Consider the following 26,702-nt stretch of genomic DNA (forward strand, 5'->3'; position numbering starts at 1 on the left):
TCGTTTATAGTGCTGAGCTAATTTTATCGATAAAACCGTAAAGCGAACCAACAAAACCAAGTCCGATAAGCGCAATAACGCAGATAATAAGCACTGCGTTGGTGGCCAACGAACCTTTAACTGTTGGAACGGTCTCCTCTCCTGGCTGGCTAATAGCAATTGCTCTTACAATACGTAGGTAGTTGTAAAGAGATAGCACCAAGTTAAGCGTAGCAATACCTAAAAGGATGTACACCTTAGAGCCTAAACCAGAAGTTAACAGGAATAGCTTACCAAAGAATCCGGCGGTTGGTGGAACACCAGCCAAAGAGAATAGCGCAATAGCAAAGATAAGCGTATAGAACGGATTCGTTTTAAACAATCCTCTGTAGCTCTCAATATCCTCCTTGCCAGTTTTATCGGCAATAGCGCCAATAATACCAAATAGCGCAATGTTGCTAAACAGGTAGATAATGATAAAGTATACAGCAGTATCTATACCAGTTTGCGAAGCACCAGCAATACCCACTAGGATAAAACCAACTTGAGTAATTGAAGAGAATGCCAAAAAGCGCTTAAGGTTGGTTTGACGCATGGCAAATAGGTTACCAACAGTCATACTCAACGCTGATAGGATGCTGATGGCGTAAAGCCACTCGTCCCTAAGCGAACCAAATACGCGGTAAAGAACGGTAATGAAGATAAAAACCACCGCACCCTTAGAAAGTACCGAAAGGTAGTTGGTTACAGGCGTTGGAGCACCTTCATAAACGTCGGCAGTCCATAGGTGGAAAGGAACGATAGACATCTTGAACGCAAAACCACTAAGAATAAGCACAAATGCAAAAAGCAAAAGTGGCGTTACATGGATGTTTGCGATGATATTCTCGAAGCTAAGGCTACCAACCGCACCATAAAGAAGCGATATACCAAAAAGAGTAATACCAGTTGAGAAAGCTGACGACATGATAAGCTTAATACCAGCCTCAGACGATGCCTTGCTGTTGATTTGAATAGCAGCTAAAGCAGCAATTGGAATTGTAGAAAGCTCCAATCCAATGTAAAGAGGAAGGATGTGTCCACTCGAAAGCATAACAAACATACCAAGGATGCTGGAGAGCATCAAAATATAAAACTCGGTACGCTTGCCTAGGGTAAGCAACCAGCTACGCGATGCCAACGAGATAAGAAGTAGGCCTAGGTTTAGGATATTCTTCTCGAAAACAATTAGCGGAGTGGTGTTAAAGAAGCCCGTAAAGAGCGTTCCGCTTATCATAGGAATAAAACCAGCTACAAAGTTTATCCCCAAAAGCCAGTTTACGGTATTAAGAAAGCATTTCTCCTTCTTATCGAAACCAGAAAGGTTGAAGATAAACAGCGCGATGATGATAAGGGACATTATCCACTCAAAGCGCATTAGGGTAAAATATTGAAGAAGCATTTCGTTCAATTTACGGGTTAAATAACTAGGCGTTTAGCAATCTCCTGAACATCGGTGCTAATCAAATCTGTCAACCAGAAAGGCATAGTACCAATAAACACGATGCCTGCTACCAACAGGATTACCGCAGCGCGCTCATTCCAAGTAGCATCAACAAGCTGCTTGAACTCGGCGTTCTTTATGGTTCCCCAAATGGCAGTACCCACCGCACGAAGGATATAAACTGCTGTTACCACGATTGAAGATGCAGCAAGAATGGTTGCAATCTTATAGTAGATACCAGCACGTTCCCAAGCACCCACAAAAACGGTCATTTCAGAAACAAAGCCGCTGAATCCGGGAAGACCAAGCGAGCAAAGACCTGCAATGATAAACGCGGTACCAATAAATGGCATTTGAGTAAATACTCCACCCAGCTCATCGGCGTTACGCGTGTGCGTGCGCTCGTATATCATACCGATAGCGGCAAAGAAGAGGGCTGTCATGATACCGTGAGATACCATTTGCATTACAGCACCCGTCATCCCCGTTTGGGTAACAACGGCAATACCAAGTACCACAAACCCACAGTGCGAAACGGAAGAGTATGCGTTCATATACTTCAGGTCGCGCTGCATAAGAGTGGCAAACGCGCCGTAGAAGATTGCTATTGTTGCAAGGATGATGAAGATCCAAGAAAGATCGACAGCCGCGTTAGGCATCAGGTAAGTTGCCACGCGAAGCGCACCATATCCACCCAGCTTCATAGAGATACCTGCAAGGAACATAGAAGCAGCCGTTGGTGCCGACGAGTGACCGTCTGGAGCCCAAGTGTGGAATGGGAACATGGCGGTAAAGATTCCGAAACCGATGAATGTCAACAGGTAAATTGGAGCCTGAACAACCATTGGGAAGCTCATCTTCGAAAGTTCGATAAGGTTCCATGTGTTGTGGCCATAGTACCAGCCAGAAGCTAAGTAAAGACCAATCAAACCTAGGAATACTAGAGCCGAACCACCCATAAGCATAAGGGCTAGCTTCATGGCATTCTTCTCCTTTTGTCCGCTACCCCAAATTCCGATAAGAAGGTATTTAGGTATTACGGCCAGCTCTAGGAAGAAGAACAGCATAAATAGGTCTAACGAAACGAAGAAGCCGTAGGCTCCAACGCTAAGGAAGGTTAGCAGGAAGAAGAACTCCTTTACACGGCTTTCAATCTTCCACGAAACCAATACACCAGCCACAACCACCATTGCAGTAAGCATTACCATTGCCAAAGCAATTCCGTCTACACCAACTGCGAAGTTGATTTTAAGCGGAGCAAACCAAGTGTAGGTAGTTGTAAATAGCATTTGAGCCTTTTCGCCCGCTGCGCGAAGCGCCATATAGTGGGTGGTTAGCCAAGTGGCAAACCCAAGTTGGATAATGCTACCTGTAAGAGCAATCTGCTTAACCTGCTCGCCCTTTTTAGGGAAAAGAAGCAGCAGCGATGTTACCGTTGGTATGAGGAGTAGTATTACTAGCAAGCTCATAATTACAAGAATTTAAAGATTAGGAGTGCTGCAAGCACAATCACACCGCCAAGGAACCACATAGTGTAGCCTTGAAGCTTACCCGACTGCACGCCTTTAATACCATAAGACAACTTCTCTGTTTGAATGCCCGAATCTTGGATGGTTCCGTCAACAACGTTACGGTCGAACCAAGCGGCAGGACGGCCCATGAATGGGAAGATAATTTTCTTAGTAATAAAGAGGTAAACCTCGTCGATGTAGAACTTATTAAGAACGGTTGTATAAATACCACCAAGCGATTTGGCGAGGTTATCGGCCTTATCGTTTTTCTTAAAGTAAAGCACGTAGGCAATGATGATGCCCAACAATCCTACCGAAACAGGAAGGATAGAGAAGCTAGCATGGAATACTATTTCAATTGGCTTACCGTCGGCAGTAACAAAGTCTCCGAAAGGAATAAAACCGGCCAAAACAGAGCCAATAGCCAAGATGATGAGCGGAATAGTCATAAATCCGCTGCCCTTTTCGTGGTTATGGTGATCGGTAGCAGGCTTGCTCCAGAAGATGTTAAAGTAAAGACGGAACATGTAGAAAGCCGTTAAGCAGCTTGCGATGATTCCTAGCACAAAGATGGTTGTGTTGGCATGGTATGCCGAGCTAAGAATGGTTTCCTTACTAAAGAATCCGGCAAACGGAGGAACCCCTGCGATAGCCAAACATGCAATAAGGAAGGTGATGTTGGTAATTGGAAGAGCCTTACGCAAGCCTCCCATATCCTTCATGTCGTTGCTATGAACAGCATGAATTACCACACCTGCACCCAAGAATAGAAGCGCCTTAAAGAACGCGTGGGTGAAAAGGTGGAACATCGAACCGGTAAATCCTTCGCTTTGCTCTGCTCCCCAACCAGCAACGCCAATTGAGAACATCATGAAACCAATTTGCGATAGCGTAGAGAAAGCAAGTACGCGCTTGATATCGGTTTGTGTGGTGGCGATAATAGCCGCAAAGATAGCGGTAAACACACCCACATAGCCAATAAAGTGAAGCACATCGGGAGCGGAGATAGAGTAAACAGGGAATAGACGAGCCACCAAGTAAACCCCAGCAACTACCATTGTTGCAGCGTGGATAAGGGCCGAAACAGGAGTTGGACCTTCCATTGCATCGGGTAGCCAAATGTGTAGCGGGAACATAGCCGACTTACCAGCAGCTCCCATAAATACAAGTAGCGCCCCCCAGCTTAATGACGATAGGCCAAGGAAGGTTACGGACTTCATACCCAACATTTGCAGCGAACCAGCCTCGGTTAGGCGAGAGTTGATGTCGGCAATGCTAAAAGAATCGGCACCAAAACCAAGAACAAGGATACCAATAAGGAAGCCTAAGTCGGCAAAGCGAGTAACAATGAACGCTTTTTTAGCCGCAGCAATAGCTGATTGCTTGGTAAAGTAGTAGCCAATAAGAAGGAACGACGACACGCCCACCAACTCCCAGAAGATGTACATTTGGAAGATGTTTATCGAAAGCACCAATCCCAGCATGGAGAAGGTGAATAGCGATAGGTACGAGTAGTAGTTCTTATAGCGCTCCTCGCCATGCATGTACTGCACGCTGAAGATATGCACCATAGAAGAGATGGCCGTAACCACGATGAGCATCATTACCGAAATAGGATCGAGGATAGCCCCGAAGTTGATGCTAAGCGCAGAGTTGAATACGAGCCATTTTACGTCGAAGGCAATGTGTGGAGCGTAGGCTCCGTTTACCTTTCCAAAGTCGAAGAAGTAACCCTTTGCTACAAAAAGCGCCAAAGCTAACGAAGCAAGGATTGCGGTGGTTGCAATAACACCGCCCATCTTATTCCCCATACGCTTACCAGCAAGCCCGATAATCACGAAGCTTAGCAGCGGTAGCAGGGGGATGAGAATAGTTGCAATATCCAAATTCATAGCTTAGTATTTTAGGTTATCTGCTTCGTCCATATCAACCGTATTGAACTTGCGGTAGAGGTTGATGATGATGGCGATGGCCACCGTAACCTCGGCTGCCGCAATGGCAATTACGAAGAGGGTAAAGAAGATCCCCTCGAGCTGATGTGGGTAGAGATACTTGTTAAACGCAATAAAGTTGATGTTAACGCTGTTTAGAATTAACTCGGTAGACATAAGCATCGTAATCATGTTACGACGGGTAAAGAAACCGTATACGCCTAGGAAAAACAGCATGGTGCTAAGCACCAAAAAGTGGGTCAATGGTATCTGTTCCATAGTCTACTCCTTTTTTTCTTTCATGGCGATGGCGATACTACCTACAAGCGCGGCAAGAAGCAGGAAGCTTATCACCTCGAAAGGTAGCGCGTAGCCGTGGTTTTGGTAATCGAGCATCTGCACACCGATATTCTTAACAGAGCTATCAACAGCAGCTTGCGTAGTTGGGGTAAAGGCATGCTGCAGCAGGATGGTTGATGTAAATATCAGCCCAGCTAGAGCAAGAATTCCACCTATAATAGCGTTTTTACGCTTAGCGGGAGGAAGTTTTTTACCCGATTGGTGGGTAAGGAATATCGAGAAGATGATGAGCACCACGATACCACCCACGTAGATCAAGATTTGTAGACCCGCAACGAACTCCATGTTCATGAGGAAGTAGATACCGGCGATGCTTACCATAGTAAACAGCAGGTATACCGCCGAACGGAAAATCATGCGAGAGAAAACGGTTAGGGCACCAAAAGCAACCGCCATTAGCGCCAAGATGTAGAATATTACTGCTTCTGCGCTCATACTATTTTGCTTTAAGTTTCGAACCTGGTTTATTTAGCACCTTGTTAAGCGTAGTGCTCTTGTAGGCGCTATGCTCGAAGGTGTTTACGAAGGTGATGGCATCGCTAGGGCAAGAGTCTACGCAAAGGCCGCAGAAGGTGCAAAGGCCCATGTGGTATTGCCACTTGTCGAGTACCTTCTTCTTCTTTCCGTCTTCCTGCTCCTCCTGCTTAGAAATGATTTTGATAGAGCCGTTAGGGCAGTTCATTTCGCAGATGGTACATGCGGTACAAGCGTGCTCGTTGTTCTCGTCGTGAGTAAGGATAAGCTCACCCTTAAAACGGCTTGGGATTACTAGCGAATCACGGTTCTCAGGATAAGGCTGGGTAAGCATCTCCTTAGGGTGCGTGAAGTAGTAGCCCGTAAGCTTCATCCCTTGCCAAAGCGAACGGAAGGCAAGGAAAATGGTCTTGAAATAGTTATATAAATACTTCATCGGGATACGGATTATAAGTGCCAGCCCATAAGGGTAATAAGTGCGGCAATCATCATGTTAACAATGCTAATTGGTAGCAGATATTTCCACTCTAGCTTTAGGAGCTGGTCGATACGAAGGCGAGGGAATGTCCAGCGGAACCACATAATTAGGAATATAATTCCGAAGGTCTTACCGAAGAACCACACCACGCCAGGGATATAGTCCATGAAATGGTTGAAGCTATCGAGACCGATGATGTGGAAAGGCTGCCATCCGCCAAGGAATACGGTAACGGCAAGCATCGAAAGCACGAGCATGTTGGTGTACTCCGAAAGGAAGAACATGGCGAACTGCATACCCGAATATTCGGTGTGGAAACCTGCGGTAAGCTCCTGCTCTGCCTCGGCTAAGTCGAATGGAGCACGGTTAAGCTCGGCAGTAGAGGCAATGATATAGGTAACGAAGGCGATGATGGCAGGGATATGTCCCTTGAAGATCCACCACATGTCGCCTTGGCTCTCGATGATATCCTTGATGCTAAGGCTACCCACCATGAGAACGATGGTGATGAGCGAGAGGCCAGATGAAAGCTCGTAGCTGACAATCTGCGCACCGCTACGCATCGATCCGAGAAGCGAGTACTTGTTGTTGGACGACCATCCGGCCATAAGGATACCGATTACCGCAAGCGAGCTTACGGCGCTAACGAAGAATACCCCGATGTTGATGTCCCAGAACTGTACGCCAGGGGCAAATGACATGGGAGTAAAGGTTGCGAAGCTCACGGCAGTCACCATAAAAGGTGCCAAGGAGAACATGAGCTTATCGGCATTCTTTGGAGTAAGGCATTCCTTCATGAATAGCTTGAGCACGTCGGCAACAGCCTGTAACGTACCCCACTTTCCTACGCGGTTTGGGCCGTAGCGCATCTGCATAAAGCCTGCCACCTTACGCTCGGCGTAAACCATCAAAATGGCCATTACAATTACCAGCCCGATGATGGCAACACCGCCAAGAACCAGCTCGGCTGCCAACGCGAGGTTGGGCGAGAAGGTTTGGTGGAGCCAACCGTCAATCGTTTTGATAATATCTGACAATGTAATTGTTAGTAACATCTTATTGTTTTTTTGTACAGCGATATGCGATTTGTGACTTGTGATATGCGATACGTTATTTGCGGTAGGAGATTAATGATCTTTCTTCTAAAATCTCACATCTCTTATCGCGCATCTCTTATTTCATATCTCACTTCTCATATCTCTCTTCTGAAACATCTACCTATCAATATCTGGGATAATTAAATCGAGCGTAGACATGATTGCGACCATGTCGGCAATCTTTTGTCCCACGAACATTTGGCGAAGTGCCCCAAGGTTGGCGAAGTTTGGTGTACGGTACTTCAACCTGTAAGGTTTTGCACCGCCATCGCTAACCAGGTAAACGCCAAGCTCGCCGCGTGCGGTTTCTACGCGCTGGTAGTATTCGCCTGCAGGAACTTTTAGCACACCTTTAATCTTCTCGCGGTAGGGACCTTCGGGAAGGTTATCGATGAGCTGCTCGATGATTTTGATAGACTCCAGCATTTCATCCATGCGCACCATGTAGCGAGCGAAGTTATCGCCCTCGGTGTAGATGATTTCCTTGAAGTCTAGCTTATCGTATCCATCGTAGGGGAATCGTTTACGCACGTCGCAGGCTAGTCCGGAGGCGCGACCAACAGGACCGCAGGCGCCGAAGTTGATTACATCCTCCATAGAAAGATGTCCGATACCTTTAAGACGGTGCTGTACGATTACGTTACCGGTGTAGAGCTGGTCGAACTCGGGAAGGTTCTTTTTGAACTGCACCAACCACTTCTTAACATCGGCTACGAAGTTAGGATGCACGTCCTGCATTACGCCACCAGGGGTAATGTAGCTCATGGTAAGGCGGTTTCCGGTAGATTCTTCGAAAATTTCGAGAATGGTTTCGCGCTCGCGGAATCCGAGGAAGAAAGGAGTAACGGCTCCCATGTCCAATCCCAAGCATCCCCACCACAGCTGGTGCGAGGCAAGGCGCTGTAGCTCGGCCATAATTATACGGATGGCCTGAGCGCGAGGAGGTGCCTGTATTCCAAGCCCCTTTTCTACGGCTAAAGCAACCGCCTGGTTGTTCATATGCGCCGATAGGTAGTCCATACGGCTAGTAAGGTGAACGCACTGCTTGTAGGTAAGCGCCTCGTTCATCTTTTCGATACCGCGGTGAATGTAGCCAAGGTGAGGCTCGACATCCATTACCGTTTCCCCGTCGAGCTTCATTTTTAGGTGAAGCACACCGTGGGTTGAAGGGTGCTGCGGACCAATGTTTATGATAAAGCTTTGGTCTTCGCCCGGTTCGTTGCTAATATTTTTTATTTCCATGTCTTAGGTTACAACGAAATCATATTTTCATCTACATAATCCTTACGAAGCGGGTGGCCAGGCCACTCGTCGCCTAGCATAAAGCGGCGAAGGTTTGGATGCCCGTTGAAGCGGATTCCAAAGAGGTCGTACATCTCGTTCTCCATGAATTCTGCGCCGGCCCACAGGGGGAATACCGAATCGACCACGGCGTTGTCGCGATCGTCGAGCTTTACCTTTACCACCATGTCGTGCTTAAAGTCGTACGAGTGGATGTGGTAAACCACCTCGAAGTGGGTGTTTCGGTCGACAGCTGTTTCGCAGAATAGGAAGTTAAACTTGGTTTTGTCGCCCTGCTTAAGCGCAGTTAGCACCTGTAGCAGCTCGGCAGCAGGAACCCAAAGTAGGGGGAAGTCGAACGTATCCTCTACGGTGTACTGAGGGAATGTGGTTTCCAAATATCCCTTCAATTCTTCTCTATTCATCCTCTTGTACCTTTTTAGGTTTATCAATAACGTAAGCCCGCATCTTTTTAATCTTAGCTTGGAGGGCCATCATTCCCTCGAGCAGCGCTTCGGGACGAGGAGGGCATCCTGGGATGTATACATCCACGGGGATTACGTTGTCTACGCCCTTAACCACCGAGTAAGAGTTGTAGAAGAAAGGGCCACCGGAAACGGCGCAAGCGCCCATGGCGATTACGAACTTGGGCTCTGGCATTTGGTCGTAAAGCCTCTTGAGCACGGGGGCCATCTTGTAGGTGATGGTACCGGCCACAATGATTAAGTCGGCCTGACGAGGGGTTGCGCGGGCAACCTCGAAACCAAAGCGAGACCAGTCGTACTTAGCCGAGGCGGCTGACATCATCTCGATAGCGCAGCAGCTTGTTCCGAAAGTTAGCGGCCACAGGGAGTTGCTGCGTGCCCAGTTGGCTAGCGCATCAACTGAGGTAACCAAAAAGTTGGTTTTGCCGGTTTCGTCGGCAAATACCTCGCCCGGAAAATCTGGTTTCTGAGTTAAATCCATTGTAACGCTTTCTTTTTATAGGCATAAAGAAGCCCAAGGAACAATACGATAACGAAAAATAGCATTTCGACAAATGCCGTAACGCCTACCGTCTTGAAGGCCGCGGCCCAAGGGTACATGAAGGCGATTTCGACGTCGAAAAGCAGGAATACGAGGGCAAAAAGGTAGTAACCTACGTGGAATTGAACCCAGGTGGTACCCTCTGTTTGGATACCACACTCGTAAGCTTCTCCCTTTACTTCATTGGTCTTGCTCACCGACATGGCGTTACCAAGCCCAATAGCCAATGCAGCGAAGAAAATTCCGCAAAACATTAGCAGTAGGAGTGAAACACTTCCCATACTAATTACCTGTTTTAGTAGTATATTGATTTAATAAGTCATTCTTCGGTTAACACAATAGGGGCTACCGCTAGCACGCTATTGTTGCCAACAAAATAGGCTTACAGCCTGACGCCGAGCGTCTAAACGGGGGGTGCCAAATCGTAGCCAAGCTTTGCTTTTTGCATTCGCAAAAGTTTAGTAATTAATAATCTTGTTTATTTTGGCTTTTAGAATGCGGCAAAAGTAAAGGCTTAATTTCGTTTTCCAATAGCCCTTCGGGAAATTGTTCAACCAACGCTGTTAAGCAGTTAACACCTTTTTTAAGGGTATAAACGATGAAATATCAGGCATGTTGGCCTGTTATCCCCTTAACACCCTCCGATTTTAACTAAAATTATAGCACAAAATAACATTAGGCGCACCGTAAAGCGCAGCAGGAGCTAATTGATTACAAAGAAGTTGAATGGAGCTAAAAAGAATAGGCCGAAGCTAAAGTAAACTTGGGTGTGCAAAACAAAAAAAGGCCCCATGCAGCGGAACAAAGCCGCTGTACAATGCGGCAACTACGTAAAAACATGGATATACGCCTTGTAGAATGGGGTAACCGCCTTGAAGGAGCGAAAAAGTGCCCCTGTGAAATGAAGGTTTGGAGGTTTGTAATGCATAAGTGAGGGTGTGGTAACCATAAGTTGGAGAGATATGAGGGCTATTAGAATTGTTAATAATACCCCATTTATAATATCAGTTGCTGATATTATAAAAAAATAGGCTGTTATAATGGTCGATGCTTTTTTCTCTTGGTTAAATTTGGGCTATAATAAAAACAACAATATGGGACAATACAGAGAGTTTACGGAACAAGATTACATAAACATGGGTCATGCTAAGTTGATGGAGGTAGTTAAACATTTTCCTTATGTGATAAGGTTGAGAATAAAGCAAACACCAGAGTTGTGTATGGCCGCGGTAAGGGTTGACGGGTTAGTTCTTGAATGCGTTAGGGTACAGAGTAGAGAAATATGCTTAGAGGCAGTGAAGCAGAACGGTTTCGCGTTAAGGTATGCCGAATTCCAAAATGAAGAAATTCTTATGGAGGCCGTGAAGCAGAATGGGATGGCGTTGGGGTTAATTAGAAACCAAACGATTGATTTAATAAAGGCGGCATTGGTACAGACGCCTTTTGCTTATAATAAGATAATAAAACAAGACCTTTTTACATATATGTTGCTTAGGGAGTTATACGGTGAACTAAGGCTTAAACTTGAATCAGTAGAATAATATGAGTGATTAAAAAATAGTTACTACCAACCCAAATGGTTTGCGGCTGGTTAAACCAACACATAAACTTTGTATGTAGGCAGTTAGGGTGTTCCCGACTGCGTTAAGGTTTATAGAAAACCCTTCACCCAAAATGTGAATGGAAGCGGTGAAGAGTTGGGGTTTCTTGCTTGGTTGAGTAAAGAAGCAGAGCGAAGAAATGTGCTTGAAGGCCAGCTGGCAATCAACGTTTAATGCCATATTTTGCCATAAGAAGCGGAAAAATGTGGTTGAGGCGGTAAGTAGTGATAAGATAGTAAGTTTGTAATGGTAAATTAGCGGAGTGGTAACCATAAGTTGAGGTCTGGTAATGATAAGTTGGGGTTTGGTAACCATAAGTTGCGGTGTGGTAATGGTAAGTTGGCTGTTTGGTAACGGTAAGTTGAGGTGTGGTAATGGTAAGTTGGAGTGTGGTAACGGTAAGTTGAGGTGTGGTTATAAAGGAATGGGGGTTTGGTAATGGGTAAGTGGCGCCGTGTAGCGGAAGAGTGCCAGCTTGGGACAAATAAATGCCTGCATAAAATAAAGGAGCTTCTCCATGTTTTGGAGGAGCTTCCCTTTTTTGTAGAAGAGTGGTAGCGTGTAGCAGCTAAGTGGCCGCATGTTTTTTCACAATACGCTGCCTACTTTAAGAAGCTGGTGCATATGCTCCCCTACCCTCGCCTAGCAAACGGGGAGTCAGCCCGCGAAAAGGAGCAAATGGCGCCAGCCATGCACCTACTAAAAGATGCATTTAGATGAGGTGGCCATGAATAGCTAAAGTAGCCCCTAAAATAGGCCATATTGCGCTTAAGGTAAGCAGAATGGCTTCGGGAATGCGGCTTTTGTCTGTGTGTGTTATTTAGATTTAATATAAATTGCATTTTGTTAGTAAAAAGGGGTTAAAAAAGTGGAAAAATTATTGGCTATTCCCGAAATTTATTTTCAGAACTTAAAAAACCAACAGAAATGAAATCAACTACCATTAACTTTTACAGGGCATTAAACAACATTATTCGTTTTATTAAAAGTTCGCCAGATATACAGAGCTACCCGGCAGCAAAAACGATTCTTAGCAATATGGTTGCCAACAGCGCGGCGATAGCGCCCATTTACGAGGAGCTGCAACAGGACTCGAGCTACCTACAGGATAAAGTAAACCTTTTGGTAAAGAATATCTCCAAAAATGGGTACCCGATTGGCAAAGCAGTAGAAAGTTACGCGATTGATAGGAAGGATCCGTTTTTGGCAAAGCGTATCCACACCAACTACACGCAAATCAACCGAGCAGGCTGCAACGCAACGTATAATTATGGGAAGATGATAGAAGTAGAGGCATTACGCCTGCTTGAGCAGCTTAAATCGTACCGAATTGATGAGCAGATGCTGGTAGATTACGGCAACGACCTTACGGAGCTGAAGCGTACGCTTGCAGAGCTGGATGACTTCCAGCAAAATCGAAAGCATAAGAATATGCAGCTGGAGCAGTACCTAAAACAAAGCCGAACGTACATAGAACAGGTTGACGTCTTTATGGAAACGTTTCGAATGCAGCAACCTGAACTTTACAAGATGTATATCGCCATTCGGAAAGAAAAGGAGAACATCAACGGCATAACGCAGATAAAAGTGTACGATAGCGAGACGGGCGAACCTGTAAGGGAGGCTAAGGTGGCCATAATTTCGACAACAAGGATGGAAAATGGAAAACCGCTAACGGTGGTGGAGCGCAAGACTGGAAAGAATGGCGAGCTGCGGATTTCGGAGCTGGACTACGATATTTATGACGTGATGGTAACCAAAATTGGCTGTAAAGCGACCGCTGCCAAGCTGGTGGTGTCGGATAACAGCCATATAAAGCTAGAAATTAAGTTAGAGCGGCTTCAGCTTAGCTAGAGCGTGCTATTTTATTGGGGTTGACAAACAGCCATGGCGCTACCTGCCATGGCTGTTGCTTTTTTGCCATTTGCTACGGATATGGGGCCTGCATAGAGGTGCTTGCTGCCGGGAAATAGGGATGGGAGGATGGGGATTAGAGTTTGGTTTAAAAAATGGAGGAGCAGGGGAAGGGGAAAGTATTACAAAAATCAACTAAAGATTTCTATTCATCTTTCGATCAATGCTTCCAATAAATATCCTATAATAGAATTATGATTTTTTTCACACACTCCCTCTTAATATTTTATTTCATGTTGAGCATTAATAGAAAAGGGACAGCATTAATGCTGTCCCTTTTCTATTTTTGAATCTGTCTAGATGTCTAATAAAAGATTAGGATTCTCAACAACATAACCTAATATCCCTTTTTCAATGGGGCTATTTCCTGATATAGTGAAATTTTCATCTCGATATGAAGGAAATCCAACGACCTTCCCTAGTTTAGTTTTTGTAAAATCAAATTCACGCTCTACTAAAGGAATTGCCCCTTCATGATATGATCTAAAAATATATCCAACTAGATTAACTTCACATCCTTCATGATTAGAACTTGTTGAATAAATGTATTTATTCTTATTTGAAACTGCATATAATGGGACTAACTGATCTGGGAAAATATCTGAATTTGAAAAAATATACACATCTCTCTCAAATAAATTTTTATATGGAATATTTGTATCTGATATTTTAAAATTTCCAGATAAATTCCCCAAAACTTTCAAATTTCGATCACAAGGCATTAGGCATGTTCGTTTTGCATCATTTGCAGGAGGATTAACAGTTTCCAGTTTTGATATTTTAGTAAGATTATTATTGCAATCAATAATTTTTTTAACTATTTCAGTATGTTTATCTGAATTAGGTATAAAACATGGTTCAACATTTATAAGATTAGACCTATAAAATACCCATTGATTCTTAAGTTCTAAAAACTCTGTTGTATTTACAAAAGGATAATCATTTATTATATCTTTATAAAAAGTATATCTATTTAAAATTCTTGTAAGATTTTTATTTTGATCAACATCTGCAATTGCTTTATTTATTATATCACTAACACCACCTATATTATCAGTAAAATTAAGAATAGGCCCCCCTGATGTACAATTAATTTTTAATGTAGAATTCTTGAATTCAGAATATTGCGATTTTACTTCTTCAAAACTAACTTTTGTTGATATCATACTTTTGAAAGCAGCTTCCGCGCTCATCTTCACAGTAGATGAAGTACTATTTGAAAAACTAACATTAGTAAACTCAAACTTTACCATCACAACGCCTCCTAAAACAGCACCTGAAATGAACTTATCTCCAAATTTTTGTCTGAAATCAGCCGGATTTCTACTTTTATAAATAGATTCCTGAATTGAATTCTTAAAAGATGGTTCAAATGGAGCCATAGATATCTCTCCCTTTACTATTTTCATAATTGCTACCCCCACAATGCTATTTGATTTTGAAACAGTTTCCTGGGTAAGCATTTTTTCATAACTTGCAGAAAAACTAAATCCTGCATAGCCAGCCTTAGCACTTGTTGAAAACTTTTTCTCAACCTTATCCCGCAATTCTGATTCATTAGTAGTCACAATATAGTCCCACTCAGACTGTTCACTACAATCCACAGGTCTAACAAGAAAATTATCAATAAAAATTTTATTTGTTGTAATTTCGTCAGTAACATCCTTAACACCAAACCCCAAGTAGGAATAAAAATCAGCATTTCCTAGACTTTTTCTTCGAGATAACTCACTTTGACCTTCACTTGCAAATTTTTCCTTGAAATTTTCTTCACGAACCTCACTACATGAAAATAACAGAGAGATGAACACAAAATAGATTATTAAACTTTTCATTAATGTAAAAATTAAGATTTATTCAACAAAAGTATAAATATTAAAATACAACACGTCATCAAAAAATTGTTCTAAAACATCTACAGATAACCTTTCTTAATCATAAATAAAAAAAGAAAATAGAAACCGCAATAAAGAGGCAGCATTGCATCTTATGCTGCTGAATATACGGCTAGGGCTACTTAGGCTGTAACTGCTCTAAGGCAGATTGGTAAACGCTTTCGAAGTCTTGAGCGCTTAGCCACTGTGCACGACGAGCATTTTTACCCAAAAATATTATACCATCCTTACTTTTTCCCTTGTAGGTAGTCACTTTTTCGCCGTTGGCATCAAAAACAGCCAGGGTTATGTAGACGATGGCGCGCGAGGAGGTTTGGTCTAAGATAAATCCACCAACGGTTTGGTCGAAAGCAATGTCGCATTTAATCTTAAAGGTATAGAAGTAGGTTTTAGCCGCAACTTTCTGCTCTGCATTAAGCTTAGATATGCCTGCAAACCGATTTAACCCCTCCCTATACTTTATTTCAAAGCTGGGACTAACGGTTACTGAGTCGAGCTTAAAAATTTGAACCAAACGCTTAAGCGTTTTACATTTAACGCTTTCGTTGAATTCCGCGACCCGAGAGCTACTACCAAAGGTTGCCATTTCGGTATCTTGGGTACCCTCGATGGAGATGGAGGCGACCATTCCTTGGCGGGAATCTTGCGCAACGGAGGAGCCGGCTGCCATCCATAGGATAAGGGTTAGGCAAAAAAGAGCTTTTACATTTTTCATTGCTTGCATGTTTTTGTTAAACTTAAAATTTAGCTGAGGCAACCTTTAGATATAAGGAAAGCCTGCATGGGGACGCAGGCTTTCCTGTTTCTAAGTAATAACGTGACTTACTTACATTAGAAACTGGCGGTTGTTTGGAAGCTACCGTGATTGAAAAAAATTTATTTAGTAAAGTCGAATGATATTTCGGCACGCGAACGAATACCCGTGCTAAACCTTGCAACTCGACCTGTTATCTTTCCTTTTATCTGATTGGGGGTGAAAATGCTAAAAACAACGGTCGATTGATCATCATACCACACATAGTTACGATCATCTAGCTTGGTAGGATTGGCAAAATTCCCATAAAAATCAGACGTTGCCTCTCCGTATAGAGGAACACCGAAAGTGTACTCCTTTCCAACCTCAACTTGAGAAGCATTAATCGCAAAACTAAGCTTCAGACCTTGTGAAGTAGCATCTTTAACTATTAAAGACCTAAAGACTTCGAGTTTAAATCCATATTTGCCTGCTTTAGTGTAGAGATTACAGCCTGTAGTGTAACTATAGGCATCTGCGCCAGCAAAAAGAATACTTCCTGAGGTATAGGAGTACTGAGCATCGGGGAAAAGCCCTACAACGGACGCCTCGGTAGTAGAAAAGCTAACTGGATCGCCATAAAATACCGTCCCCGTACTACTTACAGCATAAGCACGAACATAGTAGGTAGTTTTCGCGGCTAGATCGGCAAGCGTTACTGTAAAATTCTCATCTTTAGCTGTAGAAACGATCTTTTTAATCGCTCCCGTTAAAGAAGAAGTCGTACTATAGCAAATTCCCTTTTCAGTAATAACAATTCCTGTGCTATTTTCAACCGTTCCGCCTGCAATAGCCGAAGTGCCGCTTATGCTACTTACGGGTGCGGTTTTTACAGTTAATGCAACCTTATCATCCTCTTTGGCGCATCCGATTAGGAGCATAACTAAAAGAAATGCAAGAGAAACTTTAAATCTAAACATATGTATTCGCTTGTTTGTGCAACAGGTTGTTTTGTAGCAATGAAGGAGATATATGTATCTCAATAAAAAGAAAAAATCACAACCTGAACAGCTATTTTACTTCTTAAAATCAAAAGAAACTTCGGCATCTGACTTGACACCTGTAGCGAAACGCGTAAACTTACCCGATATCTTTCCTTTTATCTGATTGGGGGTAAATACCGAGAAGGTAACCTTTGATACATCGTTATCCCAGATATAAAAATGGCTATCAAGCTCGGAGGGATTAGCAAAGTTTGCCCAATTGCAATTAGCGGCATCTCCAGAGCTAGAAACCACCAGCGAATACTCCTTCCCGACCTCAATTTGAGGCGCTTTAACGGTAAAATAAAAGGCTTGCCCCTTAGAGCAACCACCGTAAACGCTTAGCGACTTAAAGGTTTCGACACGAAACTCTCCTCCACTTGATTTACAGTAAAGATTACAGCCCGCAGAGTAAGTGTAGGTATTGGTGCCACTAAAAAGAATATTTCCGGCAGTGTAAGAATACTGGACGTCGGAAAACAGGCTGGTAGCAGCAACTTCGGGAGTTGTAAAGCTTACTTGATTGCCGTAAAACAGCATTCCAGTAGAACTTTTTGCATATGCACGAACGTAATAGGACGTTTTAGGTGTAAGATTGTTAAGCGTAACGGTAAAGTTGGCCGTCTTCTCTGTAGCGAGAACCGTCCTATCTGAAACAGATGGATTAGCAGCAGTTCCGTAGCAAATACCCTTTTCGACAAAAATAATCTTAGAGTCGGATAGGATATTACCCCCTGTGACTACGGAGGTGCTGCTAAGATTGCTAAAGGAAGCGGTAGTAACAGCAGGAGCCGTTCCAACATCCTCCTTCGAGCACCCAAATCCGAATATAACTAGAAGAAGTCCCAATAAACCTGTCAATTTCATACCTTCAATAAGTTGTGGTGTAACATTAACTTTAAAATATTATTCAAAATAGATCGTTTTTCATCCAGAATGAATGTTCATTCCATTTTTAGGCGAAAATTTTTTATCCCTTAAGCGTATCCCATACCAAAGCAACCTGACGCTCGATCATGTCGTCAGAAACAGGCATATTGGTAAGAAGCGCATAAGAAATAAAGGAACGAACGCCGCCCAATACAAAGTAAAAAAGCTCTACGGTAGGGATATTCTTAATGTACCCCTCTTTTTGCCCCTGCTCAACCACCTTAATTATAGGCGAGAAGAATTCTTGATCTTTCCGACGAACATCTTCGCGTAATATCGGAGAAAAGTAGAACTGCTTCAAGAATAAATACTCGGTGGGATTGCTTAGCATGTAGGCTATGGCACAACGGCAGTAGCTTTGAATTAAAAATTTTGCACCAGCATCGTTCGATTCCAGCTGGATAAACAGCTGCTGCTTCTGGCGCAAGTAGCTGTAGCATTCGTTGATTAAATCTTCCTTGCTTGGAAAGTAGTTATAAATTGTACCCATTCCAGTATTGGCTTCCTTGGCAATGAGACTCATAGGAGTGCTATGCTCGCCATTGGTTACCAACAGATGAATTGCTTTAAGTATAATTTGCTCCTTCTTTTCCATGCGGCAAAGAAATGAAAATGGAATGAATATTCCAAATAGTTTTTAAAATCACCTTCATTTCCTCGAAAAAAAACAGAATAAAAAGAAAGTAAGAGGGAGTCCAAATAGTTTGCCCATTTGCTTTTGGTTGGAGCAATGCAACAGCGAACCTTAGCTACATTGGTTGGTAACAGAAGTAAAAGGTAAAAAATAAGATCAGAGAGACAACATTAAAAGGGATAGGCATTAAATAAAGGAACTTAAGGCCTTTTTCGAACAAGTACAAGGCATATAAAAATGGCTCTAGGTATAAAGGAGAGTGCAGACTAGTAAAGCAGCATCAAAAACAGGTATGAGAAGAAGCTTTGCCGGCTAAGAAAAAATAATGGAAAACAGAGAAAGCATCAAAAGCTAGAATTACACCGCTGGATGCCAGTAATTAAGGGGTAGTAAGCGCCAAAAAGCAAACATGCATCAACTTTAAATAGCTTTATTTTAAAAAATAGTGATGCAAGGTTTTAAAAAAACGGGGTTTAGTAAGTGAGCGCTCAAAAGAATACCAATGTAAAACTTTAAAAAGAGTAAAATGAAAAGTTTAAGAAATGTAGGTGGACTATTACTTGTTGGTTGCTTGGCTTTATCGTTTGCATCGTGCAGCAAGGATGATGATAAGACTCCTGCCCCACTAAAAGTTGAAGATGTAAACGGAAGCTACACCGGAAAGCTAATCACCGAACAGAATAAGGTAAAGAGCGAGAATACTATAGCATTTACTGCAGACAAAAACGTAATTACCATAGCAGATCTACCTGTAAAGGAGATTGTAACTTCTATCGTGAAGGATGCAAAGAAAGTTGAGACCGTACTAAAGGATCTTGGCAAGGTGAAGTATTCGTTAGACTACACAGCTGCTTTATCGGCTACCAAAACGAGCGTATCGCTAACATTTGCTCCTAAGGCGTTAGAGATTCAGCTTCCTGTTGATGGTGCAAAGAAAAAAGTGGTAGTTACCTTTGCTGCAAAGGCTGCTGGCACATATGCCAACGACAAAACCCTAAAATTTGTACTTACAGCTGAAAAGGTAATGGTTGACGATGTTGTATTAACTCCTTACGACGTGGTAACCTACGATGCTTCGGTAAAGAAATAGTAAGGAATAATAATTGTTGGTTGTTTGCCACGGAGGCGAGCAGCCAACAATTTTCGTTTATATATAAATTAGGTGTACCCAACTAGTTGATGATAGGGGAAGAGGGCAAAGAGCAGGAATTAATAAATCGGATAGTAGGAGGAGATATCGCTGCAATGAAGGAGCTATACGGCTGCTATTCGGGATATCTTACTGCTGTATGTGCTCGGTACATCTCGAATAAGGATGATGTTAAGGATATTTTACAGGAAAGCTTTATAAAAATATTTCGTTCGATAGAAAATTTTGAATACAAAGGAAAAGGATCGCTTAAGGCGTGGACAACTCGTATTGTGGTGAACGAGTCGCTAAGGGCGATAAAGAAAAAAGAGAAGCAGGAGATTATTAAACCGACATGGGACTTGCCGGAGGTAGAAGAGGAAGAAGAGGAGTCTGATTTTGCAGATATTCCTACCTCGCTTATCTTAGAAAAAATACAGTCGCTTCCTGTTGGCTACAGAACCGTATTTAACCTCTACGTTTTTGAGAAAAAAAGCCATAAGGAGATTGCATCGATACTAAACATTACAGAAAATACATCTGCATCGCAACTATACAGGGCTAAAAATTACTTAGTAAAACAGATAAATGAATACAGATTAACAGAGATAGGGGAACTATGAACAGCAAGTGGCGTGATAACTTAAGAGATAGGATGGAATCCCATGTAGAGCCTACGCCGGATGGTTTGTGGGATGGTATTGAGCAGGCAATGAAAAAGGAACGCTCGACGGTACTGCCAATTCAGAAGGTGAAGGAAGTATCGTGGGGTAACCGTTTTAGAGCCGTAGCTGCGGCAGCAATAATAGTGCTGCTGATGGGAGACTATACTCTTAACCGCTACAACGAGCATGTTATGCCCTTTGCACAACAAGTAAAGGTAACGCAACAGGCAGATGAGGCAAACGTTTTGGCAAGCGCCTTAACCGCTACCAGCCGTAAGGAGCAATCGGGAGCCGATACCACAAAGCAAGCCTCTTTGCCAGTAGAAAAAGAGGTTGCAGCGGTAGATTCGGTAAGAGTTATTGCTGCAGAACAGTATATTGAGTCGAATAATGAGGTAGCCATAGAAAATCCGATGGCAGCCCTTGCAATAAATACCCCAAACTACAAGCCTGGCTACTCGTGGAATACCAGATTTTCGGAGCAGGTAAATAAGCAAGACTTCACGAAACTGCTAGAGCAGGATACCCCCAAAAAAGATATCCCCAAATGGGAGGCAAACGTATATGCCGTAAATTTAGGGCCCAGCAGCCCCAATAAGGAGGAAGGTTATGCCAATTTAATGAGAGGAAGCATTACGGTTAATGAGGAAAGCCTTGATACCACAACTACAGAACAAAAATCGTATGGAAGCATCATTGCCAATAATAAGAACAACACCGTTTACTCCAACATCAACCATAAAAAACCAGTAACATTTGGTATTTCGCTTAGCTACAGCCTGAACGAAAGGGTAAGCATAAGAAGCGGACTGGTATACACCCTCCTTTCGTCGACTTTACGATCGGGAAGCCAGCATAACTACTACAGCAGCAAGCAAACGCTCCATAATATTGGTATCCCGGTAAATATTTGCTACAATGCCTTTAAGTATAACCATATGTCGCTCTACGTAACGGGAGGAGCGCTTGCGGAGAAAAACATATCGGGAAAAATGACAACCGACTACATTGTAGAAGGCCAAAAGGAGTCGAGTGGAAGTGAAAATGTAGAGATAGAACCGCTACAGTGGTCGGTGAATGGTGCAGCAGGTATCCAGTACAGCCTACTACGAAATGTTGGGATATATGCCGAGCCAGGCGTGAGCTACTACTTTAGCAACGGCAGTAAAAATGAAACGATTTATAAGGAAAAGCCGGTAAACTTTAGCCTTCGGGTTGGATTTGTGATAGGCCTAAATTAATAAAGACTCACGCCCCTTTAATTTGATGGCTTTACATATATTTTAGCTGATAAAAGAGACAGGAGGCAGGCATTTTTTGTAAATCGCACAAAACTGAATACGTAGCAGATATACATAGTGAACAAGAGCGTCTGGTTTACCTTTATTTTAACTTGAAATCTGATTAGACACAGATATGGGAACAGATGCTTGCAAGAGGCGCGATTAACCGCGTCTCTTATTGTATACGCCCTTTACAATCAACTAATTGAAGAAAAGCATCAACCAGTTAACTGCGTAAGAAAGACATAAATCGCCAGCAGTGGGCATAAAACACAAAGCGCAGGCTTTACGTCTGCGCTTTTATGTTAAATACAAGTGTCTCTAGTTATTTTTAGCCGGACGGAATGGATTTACCCACGACAGGAACGGATTTACCTTACGGGTTTGAATCCACACCTTACCACGGCCGCTAAAACGGCACACCAAGCCCTCGCCCGAGAAGAATAACGACTTGTACCCTCCTACTCGGCTAATATCGTACTGCAGACCTTCGGTAAAAGCAACAATATGGCCTGTATCCACCACGTAGCCATCCTCGACGTCGATTGGAATGATACCACCGTAGGAGTTGAACCAAAGATCGCCGGTTCCGGAACATTTAATAAGGAATAAGCTCTCGCCCGAGAAGAATCCCTTCATCAAACCCTGAAACTTAGACTCTACATTAACCGTATTGGCCGATGCCACAAACGCGGTGTTCTGTAAGAAGATCGTTTCGTTTTCGAGATACACGTGCTCCACATCGCCGGGGGCCGAAGGGGCTAATTTAATCTCTCCAGCACCGTTGCGGGCGGTGAACTCGTTAATAAAAAGCGATTCGCCCGTTAAAAAGCGGGAAAAGCCACCCTTAAGCTTGGTCTTCATCTCGATGTTGGTGTCCATCGTTGCCATTGCGGCCGCTTCCACCTTTAGCGTAACATCCGAAGGGAGCTGTACGGTGATAAAACCGTAGTCGGGCTTACAGTCGAAGTGAAAATCTAAGCCCTTCTTATCTAAAGTTTGCATCTATTTTCTAGGTTTAAGTTTTGGACCAAGGGTAGAACCAAATGAGGAGGAGTTGTGCGACTGAAGCCAGATGGTTCCGTTGCCGCGGAACTTACACACCAACCCTTCGCCGCCAAGGAAGGAGCTCATCCAGCTTTTTCCTGCCTTTGTAAGCGAAAAGTTAAGGCTTTCCTCAAATGCCACGATATGTCCGGTATCGACGATGTACTCGCCGTTTACTTTTACGGGGTAGATGGCGCCAAAAGAGTTTACCACCACCGTTCCGTTACCTTTAACCTTTAGCCAGAAGAGAGGCTCGCGCGAGATAAGCGATTTAAAGCCCTGCCAGCTGCTATCGATATCAATTCCTTGGGTGCTGGCCACGTACGATCCACCTTGCACGATGATTCCTTCGCCATTAAGCTCGTGTACCATCATATCGCCGGGTAGAGTTGCCCCTAACCATACCGTTCCGCCCTGATTGCCACCGTAGTAATGGTTCAGGAAGAAGCTTTCGCCAGAGATCATGCGCTTTAAACCACGCATAAAGCCACCAGATTGCTTGGTGTGCGTCGAGGTGGTCATCTCAATGTTGGGGCTCATGGCAATCATGGCTCCGCCTTCGGCTGTAAGCTGGCTGTTTGGTGCCAGCGTGATTTTTGCGGCCGACGAACCCGGACGCATTTGCAGCTCGACCTTAACGCCTGCTGCCGTATCTGTTGTTGAATATGTTTCCATGCTATCTTAAATGACGATTAACCCAAGAGGCCAGACCAGAGATGCTGCGAGTTTGAAGGTAGATCTTTCCTTTTCCCTCTACGCGCGTTACAAACCCTTCGCCGCCAAAAAAACTACCGAATAAGCCGCCCGCAAGCTGAGTTTTCAGCTTCATTCCTGGCTCGTAAGCTACCAGGTGGCTCGTATCGACAATATATTCGCCGTTAATCTCCTTTTCTACCAGCCCACCGTAGGCGCCAAAGATAACCTTACCGTGACCCGACACCTCAAGCCTAAAAAGTCCTTCTCCACCAATCAGGGAGCTGATACCAGCCCACGAAACGCCCAAGTTAACGCCTGGTTCTGAGGCAATGTAGCCTCCACGTTGGATACAGAATGTTTCGCCGTTAAGCTCCTTAACCATCATATCGCCAGGAGTGCCCTGAGTAAGCTCGAGGGTTAACGGTTTTGAGGTGTTGTTGGTAAAATGATTCACAAAAAGACTTTCGCCACCAAAGAACTTCTTTAGCAAGCCACGTAGGAGGCCTCCGTTAAACTTTGCCTCCATGTCGAGCTCGGCAGCCATACTAGACATGGCGTCGGACTCGGCAATAAACGATTCTCCCGGCTGGAGCTCCACCTTTACGTGGGCAAAAACCGGCTTCCCTTCAATGCTAACCTTCATCGATTAATTGTATTTAGTTACTGAAATACGTTTCTACTTGTTTTACCGCAAAAAAGCGGTTGCCTACCTATTTAGCGCCCTTTTAAAGTCGGCAAAGCTACCCGCAATAGGCGTAAATGGGGCTTTGAGCTCCTGTCCCATCTTTTTAAGCGTTTCGATACGGCTTTTGGTATCGGGATGGGTAGACATGATGGATAGGGGCAGCTTCTCGAGCGTGGTTTGGCGCTTCTGCAGCGTTTCGAAGAACGAAATCATTCCGCGAGGGTTAATCTTGGCCGCTACCAGGTAGTTCCAACCATCGGCGTCGGCCTCGTACTCGAATGAGCGGCTGTTGGCCAACGAGGCGAGCTCTCCGCCCATGTTAGCAAAGGTACCAGCCAGCGCGCTCACATCTCCAAACATCGCGGAAAGCAAAGCGAACAGTCCAACGTTATCAATCACCCCGCGTACGTGATGACGGTTGGTTACGTGCGCAAGCTCGTGCGCCAAAACGCCCATAACCTCCTCCCACGATTGGGCATTCTCCACCAATCCTGTTTGGATAACCACCTTACCGCCCGGAAGGGCAAATGCGTTGATGGTTCCATCCTTTACAAAGTAAAGATCTATCTTAAATCCCTTGCGGCGCACCTCGGAGAGCAGCGGCTGGGCTGCGCGCTCGAACACCCGCTTCAAGGAATCGTTCTTCACCATTTCGCGGCCAGCGGTAAGCGTTCCAAAAAGCTGGTCGCTCGCCTTTTCCTCCCACGATACGGGTATTTGGTTGGCAATTCCCCTTACGATACGGTCTTTAGACAACGCTAAACCTAGGATGCCAAGTCCTACAACGGCTACCACCACCATGGAGGCAATAGCCAGCTTACGTAAAACCTTAGACGACGATTTTATTTGGGACTCGAGGCGTGTGTTGCTAGCCAGCACCGGTTCTTTTAGGATAGAACGGTCGGCAGTATAGATGGAGATGTCCGATTCTCGGTTGGTTGTAAAAAATAGAAAGCGGTTACCTGCTCCTCCTGCCGATATTTGCAGCTCGGAAAGGGAAATGGCGTGGCGTGTAGCACCAGAAGTAAACGTGATAGCAAAAGAGCTAACCGATATCTCGCCTCCGCAACGTCCGGAAGGCAAATCGGGGTGTATGAGTACCCCTTCATAAATTTTTGAGGGCATATAACCTATTTAAGTGGCTTAGTTGAGATTCTTTTTATTGATATGCAAAAATAAAAGAAGAAATCAACAGAGCAAGGTAAAATGTAAAAGGCTAAACAATACCTACACCCTTAAAATTTACACTGATTACCAGGCAAAAGCAGGTGTTAGTTCAATTTTATGGAAATATAGTGCCGCCATTTTGCCGAATTATCGCATATTTTTTAAGCATCAGCGCAAATATGAGAGCCGAAGAGAACAACTTTTGGACAGCAACAAGCAGCATGCAGCTATCAGCAAAAAAACAGGATGCATCGGCCTTCGTACAGCCAGCTTAGGCAAACGGCAGACGGCAGACCAAAACAAGCGACACCCTTAATGGGTACGCTATACTATTATTTGCGTTTTAAGACTACCTCCAGCCAATAGCGGCAGCACTCGTCACCAAAAATAAGCAGACACACGTGAAATAGGAGCACTTAACCCATACAAAAAAGGGAGGTAATGGCAGTACCGCTACTATCCTTTAGTTTTAGGAAGCACGCTTGTATCAAACTATAAAACAGCTAATTTGTATGTATAATTAACCCACAATATTCACCTATTTACAACGAAAGGAGACCCTCGAAAACCTATATGCAAAGCCGACATGCTTGGATTCGTAAAATCAAAACAAGCACCGACGTAGGAAATGATCTGCAACCCAAAGTATATGGAATATGGCCAGCATCTGGCCTCCATATCGCGATTATTAACATTAACACCTCTCCATATGTCAATATTTTGCAATAGACAAAGAGCCGAAGGCGAGATGAATGAATGCGCTTTAAATGAAAGCCAAATACTTGTTGCTCGCCTGCTATTCGATGAGGAGCCAACCATAAACGACGAGCTTATTGAGAAGGAGCTGCACGTTCTATTTCAAAACTTCGAAGCGGCGCTAACCGACGAGCTTTACGAGAACTCGCGCCAGTATTTCTTCCACGATTACATGGTGCAGTACCTCGACGAGCAGCTTCCGGCGCAATGCTCCATCTTTACCTCCAAAACGCCGTGCTACATAAACGAATGCCTACAAACCGCCTACCATCAGGCAGGACACTGGCCCGAAATAAGGCAGGAGACAAAAAACTGCAGGTACGAGCTCATACTAAACGATCTTATGTCGAAACCGCTGCACTACAAGCAGCGTGTGGAGCTCTTTCAGAAGTTTGTATGCGCCGTTAGCCGAGCGTTGCAGCCCACGGCCATCTATTTTCCAACAAGCGAAAAGATGGTTAAGCCATCGGCCTACCTATCGGAAGTTTTGACCGATGGAAAGGATTGGCTTTACGGACTTTTAAACGTTCGGACCTATAATATGCAGGAAGGCGGGCTGCTAATGGATACGGTTGGATTATACGGCATCGGGCTGCCCGATTTTCAGCTTCAGTTCATGGATCTTAACCCCAACGAGGTGGCCAGCTACCTACATGCGTATGCACGCTACATTTACGAGCAGGGACCAGTAATAAAGGATGGAAATACGGTAGAAGGGATAGATCCGTACACAAAATGGAAATGTAGGCTGGATACGGCGTTCGTTAATCCTCCACGAAATGTGATAGAGATACTCGAACCCTAATAAAACGGGAATATCTTTGCAAACCGAGTAGTATCCCTCAAAATAAACTTGAGCAACAGCAAAAAGGTGGGGATCTTGCTGATAAAATAGTGCAGCAAT

The 26,702-nt window shown here is 44.0% G+C and carries 27 protein-coding genes; 7 read left to right on the top strand and 20 right to left on the bottom strand.

Going from position 1 to position 26,702, the window contains the following annotated elements:
• Positions 1-4: 4 nt before the first annotated feature.
• From L990_RS01925 to L990_RS01975, 11 genes are all read right to left on the bottom strand, one after another.
• A complete protein-coding gene (locus L990_RS01925; protein ID WP_047444917.1) occupies positions 5-1,420 on the bottom strand; it encodes an NADH-quinone oxidoreductase subunit N in 1,416 nt (471 codons plus the stop codon).
• Positions 1,421-1,437: 17 nt separating this feature from the next.
• A complete protein-coding gene (locus L990_RS01930) occupies positions 1,438-2,931 on the bottom strand; it encodes a NuoM family protein (RefSeq protein WP_047444919.1) in 1,494 nt (497 codons plus the stop codon).
• 2 nt (positions 2,932-2,933) lie between these two features.
• On the bottom strand, positions 2,934-4,865 hold the full coding sequence (gene nuoL, locus L990_RS01935; protein WP_047444921.1) for an NADH-quinone oxidoreductase subunit L: 1,932 nt from the start codon (positions 4,863-4,865) through the stop codon (positions 2,934-2,936).
• 3 nt (positions 4,866-4,868) lie between these two features.
• Positions 4,869-5,183: an NADH-quinone oxidoreductase subunit NuoK gene (gene nuoK / locus L990_RS01940; protein WP_047444924.1), complete on the bottom strand. Its 315-nt coding sequence runs from the start codon at positions 5,181-5,183 to the stop codon at positions 4,869-4,871.
• A gap of 3 nt (positions 5,184-5,186) precedes the next feature.
• Positions 5,187-5,699 carry an NADH-quinone oxidoreductase subunit J gene (locus L990_RS01945; RefSeq protein ID WP_047444926.1) on the bottom strand — a complete coding sequence of 171 codons (513 nt, stop codon included), beginning with the start codon at positions 5,697-5,699 and terminating at the stop codon, positions 5,187-5,189.
• A gap of 1 nt (position 5,700) precedes the next feature.
• Positions 5,701-6,174, bottom strand: a complete 474-nt coding sequence (locus tag L990_RS01950; RefSeq protein ID WP_047444928.1) for a 4Fe-4S binding protein — start codon at positions 6,172-6,174, stop codon at positions 5,701-5,703.
• Positions 6,175-6,185: 11 nt separating this feature from the next.
• Positions 6,186-7,271 (bottom strand): NADH-quinone oxidoreductase subunit NuoH, encoded by a 1,086-nt coding sequence (nuoH, locus tag L990_RS01955; RefSeq protein ID WP_052180645.1) that lies wholly within the window; start codon positions 7,269-7,271, stop codon positions 6,186-6,188.
• A gap of 159 nt (positions 7,272-7,430) precedes the next feature.
• A complete protein-coding gene (locus tag L990_RS01960; RefSeq protein WP_047444930.1) occupies positions 7,431-8,555 on the bottom strand; it encodes an NADH-quinone oxidoreductase subunit D in 1,125 nt (374 codons plus the stop codon).
• A gap of 8 nt (positions 8,556-8,563) precedes the next feature.
• Positions 8,564-9,019, bottom strand: coding sequence for an NADH-quinone oxidoreductase subunit C (locus L990_RS20320; RefSeq protein ID WP_047444931.1), 456 nt, complete (start codon positions 9,017-9,019; stop codon positions 8,564-8,566).
• The gene (locus L990_RS01970; protein ID WP_047444933.1) at positions 9,012-9,560 is read right to left on the bottom strand and encodes an NADH-quinone oxidoreductase subunit B; all 549 of its coding nucleotides are present in this window, start codon (positions 9,558-9,560) and stop codon (positions 9,012-9,014) included. Before L990_RS01970 ends, L990_RS20320 begins: the two co-directional genes overlap by 8 nt.
• Complete coding sequence (locus L990_RS01975; protein ID WP_047444935.1) at positions 9,551-9,901, bottom strand: NADH-quinone oxidoreductase subunit A; 351 nt, start codon at positions 9,899-9,901, stop codon at positions 9,551-9,553. The genes L990_RS01970 and L990_RS01975 overlap by 10 nt, the downstream gene beginning before the upstream one ends.
• An 813-nt stretch (positions 9,902-10,714) precedes the next feature.
• On the opposite strand from L990_RS01975, the gene L990_RS01980 reads away from it, so the two are divergent.
• The 3 genes from L990_RS01980 (at position 10,715) to L990_RS01990 (ending at position 13,075) form a co-directional block, all read left to right on the top strand.
• On the top strand, positions 10,715-11,161 hold the full coding sequence (locus tag L990_RS01980; protein ID WP_197057209.1) for a DUF4116 domain-containing protein: 447 nt from the start codon (positions 10,715-10,717) through the stop codon (positions 11,159-11,161).
• Between the two features lie 349 nt (positions 11,162-11,510).
• Positions 11,511-11,660, top strand: coding sequence for a hypothetical protein (locus tag L990_RS19810; protein ID WP_156121277.1), 150 nt, complete (start codon positions 11,511-11,513; stop codon positions 11,658-11,660).
• 488 nt (positions 11,661-12,148) lie between these two features.
• A complete protein-coding gene (locus tag L990_RS01990) occupies positions 12,149-13,075 on the top strand; it encodes a carboxypeptidase-like regulatory domain-containing protein (protein ID WP_047444940.1) in 927 nt (308 codons plus the stop codon).
• Positions 13,076-13,431: 356 nt separating this feature from the next.
• Here L990_RS01990 and L990_RS01995 read toward each other — a convergent pair whose 3' ends face one another.
• From L990_RS01995 to L990_RS02015, 5 genes are all read right to left on the bottom strand, one after another.
• On the bottom strand, positions 13,432-14,970 hold the full coding sequence (locus tag L990_RS01995) for a hypothetical protein (RefSeq protein ID WP_047444942.1): 1,539 nt from the start codon (positions 14,968-14,970) through the stop codon (positions 13,432-13,434).
• Between the two features lie 178 nt (positions 14,971-15,148).
• Positions 15,149-15,745, bottom strand: coding sequence for a hypothetical protein (locus tag L990_RS02000; protein ID WP_047444944.1), 597 nt, complete (start codon positions 15,743-15,745; stop codon positions 15,149-15,151).
• Positions 15,746-15,906: 161 nt separating this feature from the next.
• The gene (locus L990_RS02005; protein ID WP_047444946.1) at positions 15,907-16,743 is read right to left on the bottom strand and encodes a hypothetical protein; all 837 of its coding nucleotides are present in this window, start codon (positions 16,741-16,743) and stop codon (positions 15,907-15,909) included.
• A gap of 96 nt (positions 16,744-16,839) precedes the next feature.
• Positions 16,840-17,673 (bottom strand): hypothetical protein, encoded by an 834-nt coding sequence (locus tag L990_RS02010; RefSeq protein WP_047444948.1) that lies wholly within the window; start codon positions 17,671-17,673, stop codon positions 16,840-16,842.
• Positions 17,674-17,776: 103 nt separating this feature from the next.
• A complete protein-coding gene (locus L990_RS02015) occupies positions 17,777-18,331 on the bottom strand; it encodes a TetR/AcrR family transcriptional regulator (RefSeq protein ID WP_047444950.1) in 555 nt (184 codons plus the stop codon).
• A 565-nt stretch (positions 18,332-18,896) separates the two neighbouring features.
• On the opposite strand from L990_RS02015, the gene L990_RS02020 reads away from it, so the two are divergent.
• The 3 genes from L990_RS02020 (at position 18,897) to L990_RS18985 (ending at position 21,405) form a co-directional block, all read left to right on the top strand.
• Positions 18,897-19,460, top strand: coding sequence for a DUF4840 domain-containing protein (locus tag L990_RS02020; RefSeq protein WP_047444952.1), 564 nt, complete (start codon positions 18,897-18,899; stop codon positions 19,458-19,460).
• A gap of 89 nt (positions 19,461-19,549) precedes the next feature.
• Positions 19,550-20,122 carry an RNA polymerase sigma factor gene (locus L990_RS02025; RefSeq protein WP_047444954.1) on the top strand — a complete coding sequence of 191 codons (573 nt, stop codon included), beginning with the start codon at positions 19,550-19,552 and terminating at the stop codon, positions 20,120-20,122.
• Positions 20,119-21,405: an outer membrane beta-barrel protein gene (locus L990_RS18985; RefSeq protein ID WP_052180647.1), complete on the top strand. Its 1,287-nt coding sequence runs from the start codon at positions 20,119-20,121 to the stop codon at positions 21,403-21,405. Before L990_RS02025 ends, L990_RS18985 begins: the two co-directional genes overlap by 4 nt.
• A gap of 363 nt (positions 21,406-21,768) precedes the next feature.
• Here L990_RS18985 and L990_RS02035 read toward each other — a convergent pair whose 3' ends face one another.
• The 4 genes from L990_RS02035 to L990_RS18990 all read right to left on the bottom strand — a co-directional run bounded on the left by L990_RS02035 (position 21,769) and on the right by L990_RS18990 (position 25,000).
• Complete coding sequence (locus L990_RS02035) at positions 21,769-22,452, bottom strand: TIGR00266 family protein (RefSeq protein WP_047444956.1); 684 nt, start codon at positions 22,450-22,452, stop codon at positions 21,769-21,771.
• Positions 22,453-23,169, bottom strand: coding sequence for a TIGR00266 family protein (locus L990_RS02040; RefSeq protein ID WP_052180648.1), 717 nt, complete (start codon positions 23,167-23,169; stop codon positions 22,453-22,455).
• 1 nt (position 23,170) lies between these two features.
• Positions 23,171-23,833 (bottom strand): TIGR00266 family protein, encoded by a 663-nt coding sequence (locus L990_RS02045; RefSeq protein ID WP_047444958.1) that lies wholly within the window; start codon positions 23,831-23,833, stop codon positions 23,171-23,173.
• Positions 23,834-23,896: 63 nt separating this feature from the next.
• A complete protein-coding gene (locus L990_RS18990) occupies positions 23,897-25,000 on the bottom strand; it encodes a M48 family metallopeptidase (RefSeq protein ID WP_081981565.1) in 1,104 nt (367 codons plus the stop codon).
• A gap of 751 nt (positions 25,001-25,751) precedes the next feature.
• Between L990_RS18990 and L990_RS02055 the strand changes: the two genes are divergently transcribed.
• On the top strand, positions 25,752-26,603 hold the full coding sequence (locus L990_RS02055; RefSeq protein WP_197057210.1) for a DUF4261 domain-containing protein: 852 nt from the start codon (positions 25,752-25,754) through the stop codon (positions 26,601-26,603).
• Positions 26,604-26,702 lie beyond the last annotated feature (99 nt).

It is taken from the genome of Alistipes sp. ZOR0009, assembly GCF_000798815.1.
Classification (GTDB): Bacteria; Bacteroidota; Bacteroidia; order Bacteroidales; family ZOR0009; genus Acetobacteroides.

What these genes read in the sequence shown, in the direction of transcription:
- L990_RS01925 (WP_047444917.1), bottom strand. Translation starts at nt 1,420, where the DNA reads ATGCTTCTTCAATATTTTACCCTAATGCGCTTTGAGTGGATAATGTCC.
- L990_RS01930 (WP_047444919.1), bottom strand. Translation starts at nt 2,931, where the DNA reads ATGAGCTTGCTAGTAATACTACTCCTCATACCAACGGTAACATCGCTG.
- nuoL (WP_047444921.1), bottom strand. Translation starts at nt 4,865, where the DNA reads ATGAATTTGGATATTGCAACTATTCTCATCCCCCTGCTACCGCTGCTA.
- nuoK (WP_047444924.1), bottom strand. Translation starts at nt 5,183, where the DNA reads ATGGAACAGATACCATTGACCCACTTTTTGGTGCTTAGCACCATGCTG.
- L990_RS01945 (WP_047444926.1), bottom strand. Translation starts at nt 5,699, where the DNA reads ATGAGCGCAGAAGCAGTAATATTCTACATCTTGGCGCTAATGGCGGTT.
- L990_RS01950 (WP_047444928.1), bottom strand. Translation starts at nt 6,174, where the DNA reads ATGAAGTATTTATATAACTATTTCAAGACCATTTTCCTTGCCTTCCGT.
- nuoH (WP_052180645.1), bottom strand. Translation starts at nt 7,271, where the DNA reads ATGTTACTAACAATTACATTGTCAGATATTATCAAAACGATTGACGGT.
- L990_RS01960 (WP_047444930.1), bottom strand. Translation starts at nt 8,555, where the DNA reads ATGGAAATAAAAAATATTAGCAACGAACCGGGCGAAGACCAAAGCTTT.
- L990_RS20320 (WP_047444931.1), bottom strand. Translation starts at nt 9,019, where the DNA reads ATGAATAGAGAAGAATTGAAGGGATATTTGGAAACCACATTCCCTCAG.
- L990_RS01970 (WP_047444933.1), bottom strand. Translation starts at nt 9,560, where the DNA reads ATGGATTTAACTCAGAAACCAGATTTTCCGGGCGAGGTATTTGCCGAC.
- L990_RS01975 (WP_047444935.1), bottom strand. Translation starts at nt 9,901, where the DNA reads ATGGGAAGTGTTTCACTCCTACTGCTAATGTTTTGCGGAATTTTCTTC.
- L990_RS01980 (WP_197057209.1), top strand. Translation starts at nt 10,715, where the DNA reads ATGGGACAATACAGAGAGTTTACGGAACAAGATTACATAAACATGGGT.
- L990_RS19810 (WP_156121277.1), top strand. Translation starts at nt 11,511, where the DNA reads ATGATAAGTTGGGGTTTGGTAACCATAAGTTGCGGTGTGGTAATGGTA.
- L990_RS01990 (WP_047444940.1), top strand. Translation starts at nt 12,149, where the DNA reads ATGAAATCAACTACCATTAACTTTTACAGGGCATTAAACAACATTATT.
- L990_RS01995 (WP_047444942.1), bottom strand. Translation starts at nt 14,970, where the DNA reads ATGAAAAGTTTAATAATCTATTTTGTGTTCATCTCTCTGTTATTTTCA.
- L990_RS02000 (WP_047444944.1), bottom strand. Translation starts at nt 15,745, where the DNA reads ATGAAAAATGTAAAAGCTCTTTTTTGCCTAACCCTTATCCTATGGATG.
- L990_RS02005 (WP_047444946.1), bottom strand. Translation starts at nt 16,743, where the DNA reads ATGTTTAGATTTAAAGTTTCTCTTGCATTTCTTTTAGTTATGCTCCTA.
- L990_RS02010 (WP_047444948.1), bottom strand. Translation starts at nt 17,673, where the DNA reads ATGAAATTGACAGGTTTATTGGGACTTCTTCTAGTTATATTCGGATTT.
- L990_RS02015 (WP_047444950.1), bottom strand. Translation starts at nt 18,331, where the DNA reads ATGGAAAAGAAGGAGCAAATTATACTTAAAGCAATTCATCTGTTGGTA.
- L990_RS02020 (WP_047444952.1), top strand. Translation starts at nt 18,897, where the DNA reads ATGAAAAGTTTAAGAAATGTAGGTGGACTATTACTTGTTGGTTGCTTG.
- L990_RS02025 (WP_047444954.1), top strand. Translation starts at nt 19,550, where the DNA reads ATGATAGGGGAAGAGGGCAAAGAGCAGGAATTAATAAATCGGATAGTA.
- L990_RS18985 (WP_052180647.1), top strand. Translation starts at nt 20,119, where the DNA reads ATGAACAGCAAGTGGCGTGATAACTTAAGAGATAGGATGGAATCCCAT.
- L990_RS02035 (WP_047444956.1), bottom strand. Translation starts at nt 22,452, where the DNA reads ATGCAAACTTTAGATAAGAAGGGCTTAGATTTTCACTTCGACTGTAAG.
- L990_RS02040 (WP_052180648.1), bottom strand. Translation starts at nt 23,169, where the DNA reads ATGGAAACATATTCAACAACAGATACGGCAGCAGGCGTTAAGGTCGAG.
- L990_RS02045 (WP_047444958.1), bottom strand. Translation starts at nt 23,833, where the DNA reads ATGAAGGTTAGCATTGAAGGGAAGCCGGTTTTTGCCCACGTAAAGGTG.
- L990_RS18990 (WP_081981565.1), bottom strand. Translation starts at nt 25,000, where the DNA reads ATGCCCTCAAAAATTTATGAAGGGGTACTCATACACCCCGATTTGCCT.
- L990_RS02055 (WP_197057210.1), top strand. Translation starts at nt 25,752, where the DNA reads ATGTCAATATTTTGCAATAGACAAAGAGCCGAAGGCGAGATGAATGAA.